The organism is Acinetobacter lwoffii (assembly GCF_019343495.1).
GTDB classification, from domain to species: domain Bacteria; phylum Pseudomonadota; class Gammaproteobacteria; order Pseudomonadales; family Moraxellaceae; genus Acinetobacter; species Acinetobacter lwoffii_P.
Genome location: NZ_CP072549.1, coordinates 2,177,030 through 2,192,898, shown reverse-complemented (window position 1 = coordinate 2,192,898; position 15,869 = coordinate 2,177,030). Strand labels below are relative to the sequence as shown.

Annotated in this window: 9 protein-coding genes, 2 tRNA genes and 3 rRNA genes; 12 read left to right on the top strand and 2 right to left on the bottom strand. The window is 44.6% G+C overall.

All coding sequences use genetic code 11. The features are described 5' to 3' along the window. Window positions 1–287 precede the first annotated feature (287 nt). The 9 genes from J7649_RS10340 (at window position 288) to J7649_RS10300 (ending at window position 10,370) form a co-directional block, all read left to right on the top strand. Window positions 288–1,825: ribosomal RNA gene (locus tag J7649_RS10340) — 16S ribosomal RNA — on the top strand. 60 nt (window positions 1,826–1,885) lie between these two features. Beyond that, window positions 1,886–1,962: transfer RNA gene (locus J7649_RS10335), tRNA-Ile, on the top strand. Between the two features lie 71 nt (window positions 1,963–2,033). Further along, window positions 2,034–2,109: transfer RNA gene (locus J7649_RS10330), tRNA-Ala, on the top strand. Window positions 2,110–2,603: 494 nt separating this feature from the next. Continuing rightward, window positions 2,604–5,497 (top strand): 23S ribosomal RNA (locus J7649_RS10325). A gap of 224 nt (window positions 5,498–5,721) precedes the next feature. Continuing rightward, window positions 5,722–5,836 (top strand): 5S ribosomal RNA (gene rrf, locus J7649_RS10320). The 16S, 23S and 5S rRNA genes sit together here with 2 tRNA genes alongside, the layout of an rRNA operon. Before the next feature lie 285 nt (window positions 5,837–6,121). Beyond that, the gene (locus tag J7649_RS10315) at window positions 6,122–7,486 is read left to right on the top strand and encodes an MFS transporter (protein WP_005094821.1); all 1,365 of its coding nucleotides are present in this window, start codon (window positions 6,122–6,124) and stop codon (window positions 7,484–7,486) included. A gap of 343 nt (window positions 7,487–7,829) precedes the next feature. Then, window positions 7,830–9,179, top strand: coding sequence for an aromatic acid/H+ symport family MFS transporter (locus J7649_RS10310; protein WP_004647700.1), 1,350 nt, complete (start codon window positions 7,830–7,832; stop codon window positions 9,177–9,179). Between the two features lie 90 nt (window positions 9,180–9,269). Then, window positions 9,270–10,037, top strand: a complete 768-nt coding sequence (locus J7649_RS10305) for a hypothetical protein (RefSeq protein WP_219307857.1) — start codon at window positions 9,270–9,272, stop codon at window positions 10,035–10,037. Between the two features lie 9 nt (window positions 10,038–10,046). After that, complete coding sequence (locus J7649_RS10300; RefSeq protein WP_219307855.1) at window positions 10,047–10,370, top strand: ankyrin repeat domain-containing protein; 324 nt, start codon at window positions 10,047–10,049, stop codon at window positions 10,368–10,370. Window positions 10,371–10,419: 49 nt separating this feature from the next. Here J7649_RS10300 and J7649_RS10295 read toward each other — a convergent pair whose 3' ends face one another. Both J7649_RS10295 and J7649_RS10290 read right to left on the bottom strand, forming a co-directional pair. Further along, a complete protein-coding gene (locus tag J7649_RS10295; RefSeq protein ID WP_005245514.1) occupies window positions 10,420–10,971 on the bottom strand; it encodes a type 1 glutamine amidotransferase domain-containing protein in 552 nt (183 codons plus the stop codon). Between the two features lie 367 nt (window positions 10,972–11,338). After that, a complete protein-coding gene (locus tag J7649_RS10290) occupies window positions 11,339–12,028 on the bottom strand; it encodes a TIGR04219 family outer membrane beta-barrel protein (protein ID WP_219307853.1) in 690 nt (229 codons plus the stop codon). A gap of 134 nt (window positions 12,029–12,162) precedes the next feature. Here J7649_RS10290 and J7649_RS10285 point away from each other — a divergent pair, with 134 nt between their 5' ends. The 3 genes from J7649_RS10285 (at window position 12,163) to J7649_RS10275 (ending at window position 15,787) form a co-directional block, all read left to right on the top strand. Continuing rightward, on the top strand, window positions 12,163–13,611 hold the full coding sequence (locus J7649_RS10285) for an aldehyde dehydrogenase family protein (protein WP_219307851.1): 1,449 nt from the start codon (window positions 12,163–12,165) through the stop codon (window positions 13,609–13,611). A 579-nt stretch (window positions 13,612–14,190) separates the two neighbouring features. Beyond that, window positions 14,191–15,666, top strand: coding sequence for a sodium-dependent transporter (locus J7649_RS10280; RefSeq protein WP_174894033.1), 1,476 nt, complete (start codon window positions 14,191–14,193; stop codon window positions 15,664–15,666). A 10-nt stretch (window positions 15,667–15,676) separates the two neighbouring features. Continuing rightward, entirely contained in the window at window positions 15,677–15,787 is a 111-nt protein-coding gene (locus tag J7649_RS10275) for a methionine/alanine import family NSS transporter small subunit (protein WP_005268210.1), read from the top strand. Window positions 15,788–15,869 lie beyond the last annotated feature (82 nt).

The following is a 15,869-nucleotide window of genomic DNA, read 5'->3' as shown; positions in this document are numbered from 1 at the left end:
GTAAGAAATTGCCCTATAATGAGCACATACCGACGAGATAGACGGAAACGAACGAAGCAGAATGGCGGAGTTGTTAAGTTTATCGAAGTCCAGCTTCTAGCACTGACGAGGTGTTAGGAAGATCATTAAGAGATTATGAAGAACAACTTGTGTGGATTTTTACTGGTTGATTGATCGAAATTATTTTCATTGATTGATGGTAGAAATTACTCGAAGTTTATTTGAGAAATATTTGTCAGAAAATTGATGAGCCAAGATTGGTGCCCTTTAAGGCACTACATAGTATTAAACTGAAGAGTTTGATCATGGCTCAGATTGAACGCTGGCGGCAGGCTTAACACATGCAAGTCGAGCGGGGAAGAGTAGCTTGCTACTTGACCTAGCGGCGGACGGGTGAGTAATGCTTAGGAATCTGCCTATTAGTGGGGGACAACATCTCGAAAGGGATGCTAATACCGCATACGTCCTACGGGAGAAAGCAGGGGACCTTCGGGCCTTGCGCTAATAGATGAGCCTAAGTCGGATTAGCTAGTTGGTGGGGTAAAGGCCTACCAAGGCGACGATCTGTAGCGGGTCTGAGAGGATGATCCGCCACACTGGGACTGAGACACGGCCCAGACTCCTACGGGAGGCAGCAGTGGGGAATATTGGACAATGGGGGGAACCCTGATCCAGCCATGCCGCGTGTGTGAAGAAGGCCTTTTGGTTGTAAAGCACTTTAAGCGAGGAGGAGGCTACCGAGATTAATACTCTTGGATAGTGGACGTTACTCGCAGAATAAGCACCGGCTAACTCTGTGCCAGCAGCCGCGGTAATACAGAGGGTGCAAGCGTTAATCGGATTTACTGGGCGTAAAGCGCGCGTAGGTGGCCAATTAAGTCAAATGTGAAATCCCCGAGCTTAACTTGGGAATTGCATTCGATACTGGTTGGCTAGAGTATGGGAGAGGATGGTAGAATTCCAGGTGTAGCGGTGAAATGCGTAGAGATCTGGAGGAATACCGATGGCGAAGGCAGCCATCTGGCCTAATACTGACACTGAGGTGCGAAAGCATGGGGAGCAAACAGGATTAGATACCCTGGTAGTCCATGCCGTAAACGATGTCTACTAGCCGTTGGGGTCTTTGAGACTTTAGTGGCGCAGCTAACGCGATAAGTAGACCGCCTGGGGAGTACGGTCGCAAGACTAAAACTCAAATGAATTGACGGGGGCCCGCACAAGCGGTGGAGCATGTGGTTTAATTCGATGCAACGCGAAGAACCTTACCTGGTCTTGACATAGTAAGAACTTTCCAGAGATGGATTGGTGCCTTCGGGAACTTACATACAGGTGCTGCATGGCTGTCGTCAGCTCGTGTCGTGAGATGTTGGGTTAAGTCCCGCAACGAGCGCAACCCTTTTCCTTATTTGCCAGCGGGTTAAGCCGGGAACTTTAAGGATACTGCCAGTGACAAACTGGAGGAAGGCGGGGACGACGTCAAGTCATCATGGCCCTTACGACCAGGGCTACACACGTGCTACAATGGTCGGTACAAAGGGTTGCTACCACGCGAGTGGATGCTAATCTCAAAAAGCCGATCGTAGTCCGGATTGGAGTCTGCAACTCGACTCCATGAAGTCGGAATCGCTAGTAATCGCGGATCAGAATGCCGCGGTGAATACGTTCCCGGGCCTTGTACACACCGCCCGTCACACCATGGGAGTTTGTTGCACCAGAAGTAGGTAGTCTAACCTTAGGGGGGACGCTTACCACGGTGTGGCAGATGACTGGGGTGAAGTCGTAACAAGGTAGCCGTAGGGGAACCTGCGGCTGGATCACCTCCTTAACGAAAGATTGACGATTGGTAAGAATCCACAACAAGTTGTTCTTCATACGATGTATCTGAGGGTCTGTAGCTCAGTTGGTTAGAGCACACGCTTGATAAGCGTGGGGTCACAAGTTCAAGTCTTGTCAGACCCACCAAATCTGACTAACCAAGCATGAAAGTGCTGAAGCAAACAGAACGGAACGATACATTGACTTATTGATAAGCTGGGGACTTAGCTTAGTTGGTAGAGCGCCTGCTTTGCACGCAGGAGGTCAGGAGTTCGACTCTCCTAGTCTCCACCAAATTTCAAGATCATAAAACTTAAAGCACTGCTTTAAGGCTTTTACTTGAAATTTAAGCAAGAAGCTACGCTTCGCGCAGTATGTAATCATACAGTGATGAAGTTGTTTAGTTCCTAAGCGATCAAGTGTTTAGATCCTAGAGATTAACAAGTACAAGCGTTATGATACGCGCACTTGATAACCTCTGTGATTTATCACAGTTTCCTGACCTGACGAAGGCTGGAAAAATCATTAACAGAATATATTTGAGTTGAAATAATTTGTTCATACTCATGACTGACATTAACACTAGCAGTGATTTATTACTGTGATGTGAAGATGAAAGAAATGAGTTACTAGCGAAATTAACTGAATCAAGCGTTTTGGTATATGAATCTAATTGAAGCTGTACGGTGCTTAAGTGCACAAACGCCAACTGTATGAGCGTGATGAGAGATCATCACAATCTGTTGCTTATCCTACTTGTAAGGATAAACGACTGTTTGGGGTTGTATAGTCAAGTAATTAAGTGCATGTGGTGGATGCCTTGGCAGTCAGAGGCGATGAAAGACGTGATAGCCTGCGAAAAGCTCCGGGGAGGCGGCAAATATCCTGTGATCCGGAGATGTCTGAATGGGGAAACCCACTTACCATAAGGTAGGTATTGCAACATGAATACATAGTGTTGCAAGGCGAACGAGGGGAAGTGAAACATCTCAGTACCCTTAGGAAAAGAAATCAATTGAGATTCCCTCAGTAGCGGCGAGCGAAAGGGGAAGAGCCCATTAAGTCATATAAGTTCTAGTGGAACGCTCTGGGAAGTGCGACCGTAGACGGTGATAGTCCTGTACACGAAAGGGCTTATATGATGATGTCGAGTAGGGCGAGGCACGTGAAACCTTGTCTGAATATGGGGGGACCATCCTCCAAGGCTAAATACTCCTGACTGACCGATAGTGAACCAGTACCGTGAGGGAAAGGCGAAAAGAACCCCTGTGAGGGGAGTGAAATAGATCCTGAAACCGCATGCATACAAGCAGTGGGAGCCGACTTGTTCGGTGACTGCGTACCTTTTGTATAATGGGTCAGCGACTTATATTCAGTAGCGAGGTTAACCGAATAGGGGAGCCGTAGGGAAACCGAGTCTTAATAGGGCGTTTAGTTGCTGGGTATAGACCCGAAACCAGGTGATCTATCCATGAGCAGGTTGAAGGTTGGGTAACACTAACTGGAGGACCGAACCCACTGTCGTTGAAAAGCCAGGGGATGACTTGTGGATAGGGGTGAAAGGCTAATCAAACTTGGTGATAGCTGGTTCTCCCCGAAAGCTATTTAGGTAGCGCCTCGGACGAATACCATTGGGGGTAGAGCACTGTTTCGGCTAGGGGGTCATCCCGACTTACCAAACCGATGCAAACTCCGAATACCAATGAGTACTATCCGGGAGACAGACTGCGGGTGCTAACGTCCGTAGTCAAGAGGAAAACAATCCAGACCGCCAGCTAAGGCCCCAAAATTATAGTTAAGTGGGAAACGATGTGGGAAGGCATAGACAGCTAGGAGGTTGGCTTAGAAGCAGCCACCCTTTAAAGAAAGCGTAATAGCTCACTAGTCGAGTCGGCCTGCGCGGAAGATGTAACGGGGCTAAAACTATATGCCGAAGCTGCGGATGCATAATTTATTATGCGTGGTAGGGGAGCGTTCTGTAAGCCGATGAAGGTGGATTGAGAAGTCTGCTGGAGGTATCAGAAGTGCGAATGCTGACGTGAGTAACGACAATGCGAGTGAAAAACTCGCACGCTGAAAGACCAAGGGTTCCAGTCCAACGTTAATCGGGGCTGGGTGAGTCGACCCCTAAGGCGAGGCCGAGAGGCGTAGTCGATGGGAAATTGGTTAATATTCCAATACTTCTGTGTAATGCGATGAGAGGACGGAGAAGGTTAAGTCAGCCTGGCGTTGGTTGTCCAGGTGGAAGGTTGTAGGCATGTATCTTAGGCAAATCCGGGGTACTCTATGCTGAGAACTGATAGCAAGCTGTACTTGTACAGTGAAGTGGCTGATACCATGCTTCCAGGAAAAGTCTCTAAGCTTCAGTTACACAGGAATCGTACCCGAAACCGACACAGGTGGTCAGGTCGAGTAGACCAAAGCGCTTGAGAGAACTCTGCTGAAGGAACTAGGCAAAATGGTACCGTAACTTCGGGAGAAGGTACGCTGTTGTCGGTGATAGGACTTGCTCCTTGAGCGGGCGACAGCCTCAGAAACCAGGCCCCTGCAACTGTTTATTAAAAACATAGCACTCTGCAAACACGAAAGTGGACGTATAGGGTGTGATGCCTGCCCGGTGCTGGAAGGTTAATTGATGGGGTTAGCGTAAGCGAAGCTCTTGATCGAAGCCCCAGTAAACGGCGGCCGTAACTATAACGGTCCTAAGGTAGCGAAATTCCTTGTCGGGTAAGTTCCGACCTGCACGAATGGCATAATGATGGGGGCGCTGTCTCCAGCAGAGACTCAGTGAAATCGAATTCGCCGTGAAGATGCGGTGTACCCGCGGCTAGACGGAAAGACCCCGTGAACCTTTACTGCAGCTTGACATTGAACTTTGATCTTACTTGTGTAGGATAGGTGGGAGGCTTTGAAGTCGCGACGCTAGTTGCGATGGAGCCGTCCTTGAAATACCACCCTGGTAATATTGAGGTTCTAACTCTGTCCCGTTATCCGGGACGAGGACCATGTCTGGTGGGTAGTTTGACTGGGGCGGTCTCCTCCTAAAGAGTAACGGAGGAGTACGAAGGTGCGCTCAGCGTGGTCGGAAATCACGCGTAGAGTATAAAGGCAAAAGCGCGCTTAACTGCGAGACCCACAAGTCGAGCAGGTACGAAAGTAGGTCTTAGTGATCCGGTGGTTCTGTATGGAAGGGCCATCGCTCAACGGATAAAAGGTACTCTGGGGATAACAGGCTGATACCGCCCAAGAGTTCATATCGACGGCGGTGTTTGGCACCTCGATGTCGGCTCATCTCATCCTGGGGCTGAAGCAGGTCCCAAGGGTATGGCTGTTCGCCATTTAAAGAGGTACGCGAGCTGGGTTTAGAACGTCGTGAGACAGTTCGGTCCCTATCTACCGTGGGCGTTGGAAATTTGAGAGGATCTGCTCCTAGTACGAGAGGACCAGAGTGGACGAACCTCTGGTGTACCGGTTGTCACGCCAGTGGCATCGCCGGGTAGCTATGTTCGGAAGGGATAACCGCTGAAAGCATCTAAGCGGGAAGCCTACCTCAAGATAAGATTTCCCCGAGACTTTATGTCTCCTAAAGAGCCGTTGAAGACTACGACGTTGATAGGTTGGATGTGGAAGTGTAGCGATACATGAAGCTGACCAATACTAATTGCTCGTGAGGCTTGACTATACAACACCCAAACAGTTGTTGTACGAACTTCGAAAGAAGTGAGGATCAATTGATTCGATATTAAGCAAAACAGCTTGATTTAGTGAACGCTTAAGAACAAATGAGAGTATAATTAAGCACTGCTTAGTTCTACTCGCAAGAACTCAGATATACCTGTTAATGAATTCTATTTGACCACGCATTGGCATCTAAATAAGACCAAATGCAAAGTCATAAACAGTTGTGCTGGCGACCATAGCAAGAGTGAACCACCTGATCCCTTCCCGAACTCAGAAGTGAAACCTCTTAGCGCTGATGGTAGTGTGGGGTTACCCATGTGAGAGTAAGTCATCGCCAGCTCATTATTCAAAACACCCCCTGTTTTAGACAGGGGGTGTTTTTTTGTGGGTGGGTTTTAGTCAAATCACTGTGGGAATTGTTGAGTATTGATTAAAAACCGGACTCATGGGTTTAGAATTCTAAGGAATAAGTAAGACTTTAGTCGGATATTGCATGAAAAGTAGCTGTGTTGAACTAAGTTGTTGCGAAGACATGGCGATAAGAATCATTAAAAATAATAAATAAGAGTTAGGGTCATGTGTCGTGCTAAAAACAACGAAAAAAACTCACAGGAGGTGAGTAAAAATGGCAGAAAACATGAAGCGAGTAGCAAACACGGTGAGTGTGAATGATGTGATTGATCAGGCAAAATTCACTAAATTTCACTTAAGCATTGTATTGTGGTGTTTGTTTATTGTCCTATTTGACGGATATGATTTAGCAATTAACGGTGTCGTTCTGCCTCTACTTATGCAAGAGTGGGGCATGAGTGCTGTTCAAGCAGGCATGCTTGCAAGTACAGCACTCGCTGGCATGATGTTTGGAGCCATGCTGTTTGGGATGCTTGCAGACAAAATTGGTCGTAAAAAAGTTATCTTGATTTGTGTTTCTTTATTTAGTGCTTTTACATTTTTAGGTGGATTTACCACTAATCCAACAGAATTTGGTATTTTACGTTTTATTGCTGGTTTAGGGATTGGTGGTGTATTACCAAACTTAGTCGCTCTAACGTCTGAATATGCACCTAAACGTTTAAAAAGCACACTGGTAACCACCATGTTTAGTGGTTATGCGGTGGGCGGTATTATGGCTGCATTATGCGGTACATGGTTTACACCAAGTTTTGGTTGGGAAATTATGTTCTTCATTGCAGGTATTCCATTACTTTTTGTTCCATTTTTTTGGAAGTTCTTACCTGAGTCTTTAACTTTCCTCGTTAAAGAACAAAAAGTGAATGAAGCACGTCGTTTTATAAAGCAAGTCGAGCCAACTGCAGACATACAAGAAGATACTGAACTGGTTCTAGCTAGCGCTGATCAGACCCAAAGTGCATCAGTAAAAGCTTTATTTACAGAAAATCGTGCCACAGGAACATTCTTATTTTGGATTGCTTTCTTTATGTGCTTACTCATGCTTTACGCACTTGGAAGCTGGCTACCAAAACTGATGATGGCAGCGGGATATTCTTTAGGTAGCAGTTTAATGTTCTTATTAGCACTGAATATTGGTGCCGTGATCGGAACCATTAGCGGTGGTATTTTGGCAGACCGTTTTGACTTTAAACCTGTTCTTATGAGTATGTTAACTGTCGGTGTACTATCTTTGGTTGGTTTGGGCTTTAATTCTCCAACCCCTGTTATTTATTTACTTGTGAGTTTAGCAGGTGCCTCATCTATTGGTACCAGTATCTTGTTATATAGCTATGTTGCTCAATACTATCCTGTTGCAGTACGTTCTACTGGTATTGGTTGGGCTTCTGCTGTAGGGCGTACAGGTGCAATTGTTGGCCCAATCGTGATTGGTATGCTGCTTGGTATGGAGTTACCACATAAATGGAACTTTATCGCAGTGGCAATGCCAGGTATTATTGGCATCATCGCTATTTCAATGATTCGTAAGCCACAACCTGGTCGCGTGATGGTGAAAAAATTAAAAACAGCCAAAATTTAAACTCTCGTAATTAACCTACTCAGTTAAAAAAGCTCCTTACTTAAAGGGGCTTTTTCATATCTTTAGTATGAAATTAAATCAATATTCAATTGGTCAAAAGAATAAGCGGATTAATAGAGCTTAAATATTGGGCGAATTAAAAAATAAACATCAATTATTCAAAAGTTTATATTAATAATATTGTGACATATCACGCAAATAAATGACATTTCCGAGAGCATAGCAGAATATCAATTAGTCTTATTGTGCCTTAAATCCCGCTTGCGTATATTGCCTGACATTGAAGATTGACTTCAGTCTTCAACAAGATGTTATGGACAAGTACTCATGGGAGATGAGAACGATGACAACGGAAAAAATAGATGTAAATTCTGTAGTCGATAATGCGAAATTCACGCCTTTCCACTTCAATGTAGTTGCTTGGTGTTTACTCATTATCTTATTTGATGGCTACGATCTCGCAATCAATGGTGTAGTTTTACCGTTATTGATGCAAGACTGGGGCTTAAGTGCAGTGCAGGCTGGAATGCTTGCAAGTACCGCACTGGCCGGCATGATGTTTGGTGCGATGATCTTTGGTTCCCTCGCGGACAAGATCGGTCGTAAGAAAGTGATCATGATCTGTATTGTATTATTTAGTGGTTTAACTTTTGCCGGCGGCTTTGCTTCAAACCCAACCGAATTCGGTATTTTACGTTTCCTTGCCGGTCTTGGTATTGGTGGCGTAATGCCAAACCTGGTGGCATTGACTTCGGAATATGCCCCACAAAAAATGCGTAGTACGCTGGTGACCACCATGTTTAGTGGTTATGCGGTCGGTGGCGTAATGGCTGCGTTATTGGGTTCATGGTTTACCCCAAGTTTTGGTTGGCAAATCATGTTCTTTATCGCCGGTATTCCACTGTTTTTATTACCAGTGATCTGGAAATTCCTGCCTGAATCGCTCGCATTTATTGTGAAACAGAACAAGCAGCCAGAAGCTCGTCGCATTGTACGTCGCTTGGCGCCAAATCTGACAGTTACTGAGAATACAACTTTCACTTTGCCACAGGAAAATGTGCCTGAAGCAGCCAACGTGGTGAGTTTGTTCCGTCGTGGTCGTGCGGTCAATACTTTACTGTTCTGGGTCGCGTTCTTCACTTGTCTGTTAACCATGTATGCACTGAGTAGCTGGTTACCGAAGTTGATGATGGCAGCAGGCTACTCGATGGACAACAGCTTGATGTTCATGATGGTGATGAACGTTGGTGCGGTTGTGGGTATTGTCGGTGGTGGTATTCTCGCGGATCGTTTCCACCTGAAACCGGTACTGATGTTCCTCGGTATGATGGGTGCGATTGTGATGAGCTCAATGGGCTTTGCATCTAACCAATTCTTACTTTACATCTTAGTATTCTTGGCTGGTGCAGCGTCAATTGGTTCGCAAATGTTGCTGTATAGCTATGTTGCGCAGTTCTACCCACTTGCAGTACGTTCGACAGGTATTGGCTGGTCTTCTGCGATTGGTCGTATGGGTGCGATTGTAGGGCCGATTCTGATTGGTGGTTTACTTGGTATGAACCTGCCTGCTTACTTTAACTTTATGGCAGTTGGTTTACCGGTTCTGATTACTGCAATTGCTGTTGCATTGATCATGCATGACAATGAATCTGAAAAGATTGGTTCAATTGAACCCGCAGTGTCTAAAGCTTAAAACCAAGTTTGAAATAAGAAGCCTCCGAAAGGGGGCTTTTTTTTCATACCTATAGTATTATGTCTAAAATTTAATCAAAAAATACTATCTATGTTTAATTCAAATTTAACTTCAGATGATACTCAGATAGAGACTAATAAACTTATCTTGGATTTAAAAAGAGTAATAGAAAAAGAATTCAATGCTAGTGATTGGAGTGAGATTGGTCTTTTAGTTAATGCGGATCAAATAATTCATAATCATTCTAGATTGCTAAGAAGTTTGAGCTTTGGTGATGATGATTATGGTGCCAATATTATTGATGTCTTAAGAGCAATTAGTTATAAAAATCCTAAATCTTTACAACAAATTAAAGATTATCTAGAGCACAAATATCCTGATGAGAATACTCTATATGTATCGCATCAAGTAAGTGTAAATAAAATTACATTTTCTCCTTCAGTATTTAGTGTTCCCAGTGTAGATTTAGAAAATGATTTAATAGCTGTAATGATGCCTTTTTCAGGTTTTGATAGTGTCTATTCCTCTATTAAAGAGGCTGCCAAAGGATCTGGTTTTAGATGTTTAAGAGCTGATGATATTTGGGATAACAGTACGATAATTCAGGATATATTTGATTTAATATTTAGAGCTCGAGTAGTAATCGTCGATTTTAGTGGTAAAAATCCAAATGTCATGTATGAAACAGGAATTGCACATACTTTAGGTAAACTAGTTATTCCAATTGCTCAAAGTGTAAGTGATATTCCATCTGATATGATTCATCATAGATCTCTAATCTATTTAAAGAATGGTGAAGGGTTAAAAAATTTAGAAAGTGAACTGTGTAAAAAGCTAACTCAACTAAATTACCATTAGGAACTGACTATGCAATTTAATTCTATCTCCCCAATCCCTGAAGATGACGACGAACTACATCTTCCTGAACTGGTGTACTGGGCATCTTTAGGCGATGTTGAACAGGTCGAAGAGGGCTTACAGGAAGGTCTGGACGTCAACTCAGCCGATGAAGAAGGCTATAGCGCCCTACAAGCCGCTGCTGAAAATGATCATCTGGACATGGTCAAACTTCTGGTCAGCAAGGGTGCAGATATTGCACATCGCAGTCCACATACAGCTTTAGAGCTGGCTGAAATGGCAGGCAATAAAGAGGTGGTGGCTTATCTGAAAAGTCTGGCCGGAGGTGTCTGAATATAAAAAAAGAACCTCAATGCTGAGGTTCTTTTTTTAGTGTAGGAGCTTAGGCAGCTTCGCCTTCAAGCTCTTTTAAGATCGCTTCATTGAAAGCCGGTAAATCGTCCGGATTGCGTGAAGTAATCAGTACCCAGTCACCTGTATTGCAGCGGTGGACTTCTTCGTCGACCCATTTCCCGCCGGCATTTTCCAGATCTAGCTTGATGCTCTTATATGAGGTCAGATTCTTGTCTTTGATGCGCTGTGCATCAATCAAGGTCCATGGCCCATGACAGATCGCGGCAATCGGTTTGTGATTATCGGCAAAATGCTGAATGATTTTTTGCGCATCCTGATTGATTCTTAAAGTATCTGCATTGACTGTACCGCCGGGAATCACCAAAAGATCATAATCATTCAGATCGACGTGTTCAAGACTGGTATCCGGCGTATATTGGGTGGCAGCTTTGGTATCACCTTTGACAGTCGCGACATCTTCATTTTTTTCGGCAGCATGAATCACTTCAAAACCTTTGGACTTTAGAAAATTTAAAGGCTCAGTGAGTTCATCATGTTCAATGCCTTGATTGGATGTAATAAAGAGGACCTTTTTTACCATGATTGCTGTTCCCAAAAAATGTGAGGATTTTTAGCTTAACAACAAGGGGATTCTTACAATGTTGGAGTTTTAGCTCGGAACTGTTAAGCAATGATAAATAAAATAATAGGCAGAAAAAAAAGCCCCGACATCCTGTCGGGGCCTTTTCGTATCTCGTGATTTAGGTATAACTCCTGTCGTACCTCACGTCCTGGTGTTGCGATGTTATTCTTGTTTTTAGGTCTTCTGGAGCATCCTGCTCTCTATGTTTATAAAGTAATACACATCCCGGTGGCGCACTAGCAGCAGATTGCGGTTATTGTTGTACGCTTTGGCTTACATCAACGCAGAGTAATTGAGCTGTGCAAACTTAACCGGTTGTATTGCATTAAAAATGTATATCCAGACCGATATAAGGACCTTTGAATTCCAGCTGTAAATCTGGACGTTGATCCTGTTCAAAATCTACTTGCATGATGCGATAACCGATTTTGGCACCGACATCGACCAGCAGATTATCAATGAAATCATATTGCAGTTCGGCTTGTACATCGGTCTTTCGGGTATCACTGCCGTGACTGTAAACCGCTTCTGCTTTGGCACTCATACCGGTAAATGGCAATTTAACCCCGGCTGTTGCATAGAGCAGTGGGCTGTATTCATCCAGATCGTATTGAGTGAAAGTGCCGGCAGTTAGGTTTTTTACCGTACCATCCAGATTGGTTAAACCTGCGCCTATATCCGCATGTACAATAGTATCTAGCAATTCGTAATACAGAATATAGTCAATATTGTTCAACTCGATATCTGAGGCATTGACAGGAGAACTCTGTTCGCTGGTGCTGTCCAGATTAACGTATTTGATTTTTGCATTTGGCAATAACGGTACCGGATGTTCTACAGTGACAGATAGTTGTGCTGTACCTTGTCGATCCAGCTCATGCTTGAAATTGTTATTCTGGCTATAGCCGTCAAAATCCCAGTAGCTGAGATCCGCTTTCACGCCGATCATATCTGCATGACTGAGCTTACTGAGTCCAAAACCGAAGAATAAGGTAGTGAGTATTTTTGCGCGCATGGCTCTATTCCCTAAAGCTTTATTAAAATTGGAGGTGTCTGGTTACTTAAAAACATCTTCTTAATATGGAGTAGCAAGTGCATGATATAGAGAATTTCAAAAATGTATATCCTTGGATTTTGCAGGACAATAAGATGGTAGCGAGAAGCACACAACAAACGAAAGAGTATGCATTATATGTCGCCGGTCAGGCCGTTCAGACGGGTGAATGGTTAGAGGTCAAGCATAAATATAACCACGAACTGTATGCCCGTGTCGCCTTGGCAGATGCCAACATACTGGAACAGGCGATTCAGTCTGCCGTAGATGCAGAAGCTGAAATGGCCGCCTTGGAGCCGTTCCAGAAACAGAAAATTCTATTGCATTGTGTACGCCGTTTTCGTGAGATTCATGAAGAATTGACCGAAATTCTGATTGCAGAAGGGGGCAAGCCGCGTAAAGCAGCCGAAGCCGAAGTTGAACGTCTGATTAATACTTTCCAGATTGCCGCAGATGCCGTGACCCAGATTGATCAGGGACGTATGCTATCTTTGGCCGTGACTGCGGCAGCATCTGGTTATCAGGGTATTGTGAAGCAGGTGCCGATTGGTGCAGTGTCTTTGATTAGTCCGTTTAATTTTCCTTTAAACCTGACCGCGCATAAAATTGCCCCCGCGATTGCAGCCGGTTGTCCCTTTGTGCTGAAACCACCTAGCCTAACCCCGATTTCTGCCTTAAAGATTGCCGAAATTCTGGCGGAAACCGATTTACCGCGAGGTGCGTTTTCGGTATTGCCCTGTCCACGAGAGCTGGCCGATCTACTGGTCACTGATGAGCGCTTTAAATTACTCAGTTTTACTGGTTCCGATGCCGTGGGCTGGGATATGAAAGCGCGTGCCGGTCGTAAAAAAGTGGTTTTGGAGCTGGGTGGCAATGCTGCCGTCATGATTGAGCCAGATACCGAAATTAATGATGCCTTGATTAATCGTCTGATTGGTGGAGCGTATAACCATGCCGGACAGGTCTGTATCAGTGTGCAACGCATTCTGGTGCATCAGCAGATTTATGCTGAAGTGAAGGACAAACTGCTGGCGAAACTGAAAATGATTAAAGCAGCCGATCCGAACTTAAGCACAACGCTGGTCGGCCCGATGATCAAGGAAGATGAAGCCAAACGCCTGAAAAAATGGCTGGATAAAGCCGTGAAAAAAGATGCGAAAATCCTGATTGGAGGTGAGCTAAATGGCGTGATGTTTGCGCCGACCTTGCTGGAAAATGTAGACCACAGTCTGGAAATCTACCGTGATGAAGCCTTTGGCCCGGTGGCAATCCTGGAAGCATATGCTGATTTTGAATCCGGTATTGCCTGTATCAACCGCAGCCGTTTTGGCTTGCAAGCTGGAGTGTATACTCAGAATCTGAACAAGATGCTGTATGCCTGGGATCATCTGCATGTGGGCGGTGTCATCATCAATGATATTCCGTCTTTCCGAGTCGATAATATGCCTTATGGCGGGGTCAAAGATTCAGGTCTGGGTCGTGAAGGAATTCAGTCAGCCATTCGCGACATGCAGGAAGAGCGCATGCTGGTGATTAAAGCCTAGGTTCAGAATATTCAATTCATCGCTTCGATATCACAGGTGGCTGGTTTTAAATCTGCTTGTGATATTTAAAGAGGTTAAAGTTCCATGAGAGACTTTGATTTCCCATATCACAGTTTGGTCACGTGCCTTAGTATGAGCCGTTTCATTATCAAATAATGATCTAAAAACAGATGCTGGATTGGGGTCTTGGAATACATTTTTTGAAACAGCGACCCTGTAGTAAAACTTAAGAAAAAATATATTCCAAAAAGTTTGTCAATATATAACTTGTTTAATCTGGCCTATTTCGGAGAATTATTGAACGCTTAATTCGAATAGATTATAAATAACGAATATTTTAAGCAGAATTTACAGAAAAAATTTAAAAAAGTCAGTATTGTTAAATCATCTACAAGGTCAGTTTTTCGATCAGACTTTAAGCAAGATGTAAGACCTGCTGACCTGTTTGTACATTAGAATTCGACGCCCACAAGGTGCCCTCTAATTCAAACACCCAAAATTATTGAAAATGCTTCTTTTTTTGCTTGCGCCATAACCATAACAAGCAGCATCTAAAGGGGTTAAAAGTTTAGGTGTTCTATGACAGAAACTCGTGAGAATTGGTCCGCACGATCAGGATTCATTATTGCAGCGATTGGTTCCGCCGTTGGCTTGGGGAATATCTGGCGTTTCCCTTATGTTGCCTATGAAAATGGTGGCGGGGCATTCCTGATCCCCTATCTGATTGCGATTTTCGCAGCAGGTTTACCTTTATTGTTTTTAGACTATGCGGTCGGACACAAGTTCCGTAAAGCACCGCCTATGGCCTATAAAAAACTCATGAATGCCGAATCCTTGGGTTGGTGGCAGGTCATGGTCACTCTGGTGATCGGGATTTACTATGCCAGCGTCTTGTCCTGGGCTGGCAGCTATATGTTCTATTCCTTTGGACAGCAGTGGGGCACAGATACCCAAGGCTTCTTCTTCAATACTTACCTGCAAAATGGTGAGGGTCTGACGCTCGGTTTTGTACCTGTGCTGTTCTTTGGTTTGGTGGTCGTTTGGGCAGCAGTCATGCTGATTCTTTACGGTGGAGTACGCCGTGGGGTGGAACTGGCGAATAAAATCTTTATGCCATTGCTGGTGATTTTATTCACGATCCTAGTGATTCAGGCAGTACGTTTACCTGGTGCAGTCGATGGCTTAAATGCTTTCTTCACGCCGAACTGGGAAGCGATGGCCAACTATAAAGTCTGGTTAGCCGCTTTTGGTCATATCTTTTTCTCACTATCAGTGGGCTTCGGGATCATGTTGACCTATGCATCTTACCTGAAACGCAAAACCAACCTGACCGGTTCCGGGATCGTGGTGGCACTGGCCAACTCGTCTTTTGAAATCCTGGCGGGTATTGGTGTCTTTGCCGCGCTTGGTTTTATGGCATTCAGCTCAGGTGCGAAAGTTGAAGATGTGGTGTCCGGTGGTATTGGTCTGGCCTTTATTGCGTTTCCGAAAATCATTTCCAGTTTAGGTGCAGGTGGTGACCTGTTCGGTTTCCTGTTCTTTGGTTCATTGACGGTGGCGGGTATTACCTCCATGGTGAGCATCCTGCAAGTTCCGATTGCTGCATTCCAGGACAAGCTGGGCTGGTCAAAGAACAAGTCAGTGACGATTATTGCTGGTGGTTCAGCAGTGATTTCTACCCTGATGTTCTCGACACATAGTGCGATTACCTTTGTCGATATCATCGACTACTTTGCCAATAACATCGGTATTGTCGGTGGTGGTCTGTTATCGATTATTCTGTTGTCGTGGTTCCGTCGTCCATTAATGAAACAGCTGGAAGGCCATGTGAATGAGTTTGCCAGCGTGAAACTGGGTGCCAGCTGGAACTTCATGCTGACGGTGATCACGCCTTTGTCATTATTGCTGGCATTGGGCTTGACCCTGAAATCCGTCATGGCAGAAGGTTATGGTGGCTATGCTGCCAGTACCCTATGGATGGTAGGTGGAGGAGTGATGGCATTCTTTATTCTGGGCGCCATTCTGTTCAGCCTGATCAAAGACCGTCACAGCTAGGAGAGCGACTATGAATACATCTGCACTAATCATGATGATCATCTCCATCGTTTTATTATGGGGTGGTCTGGTACTGGCTGTGATTCATCTGGTAAAGAATCCGGAAGAACCAGAAGACTAAAAATCTTCACATAAACGTACTGTTGCCATAAACGGAAGTCATTATCATCCTTGATGATAATGACTTTTTTAATGGCTGATGC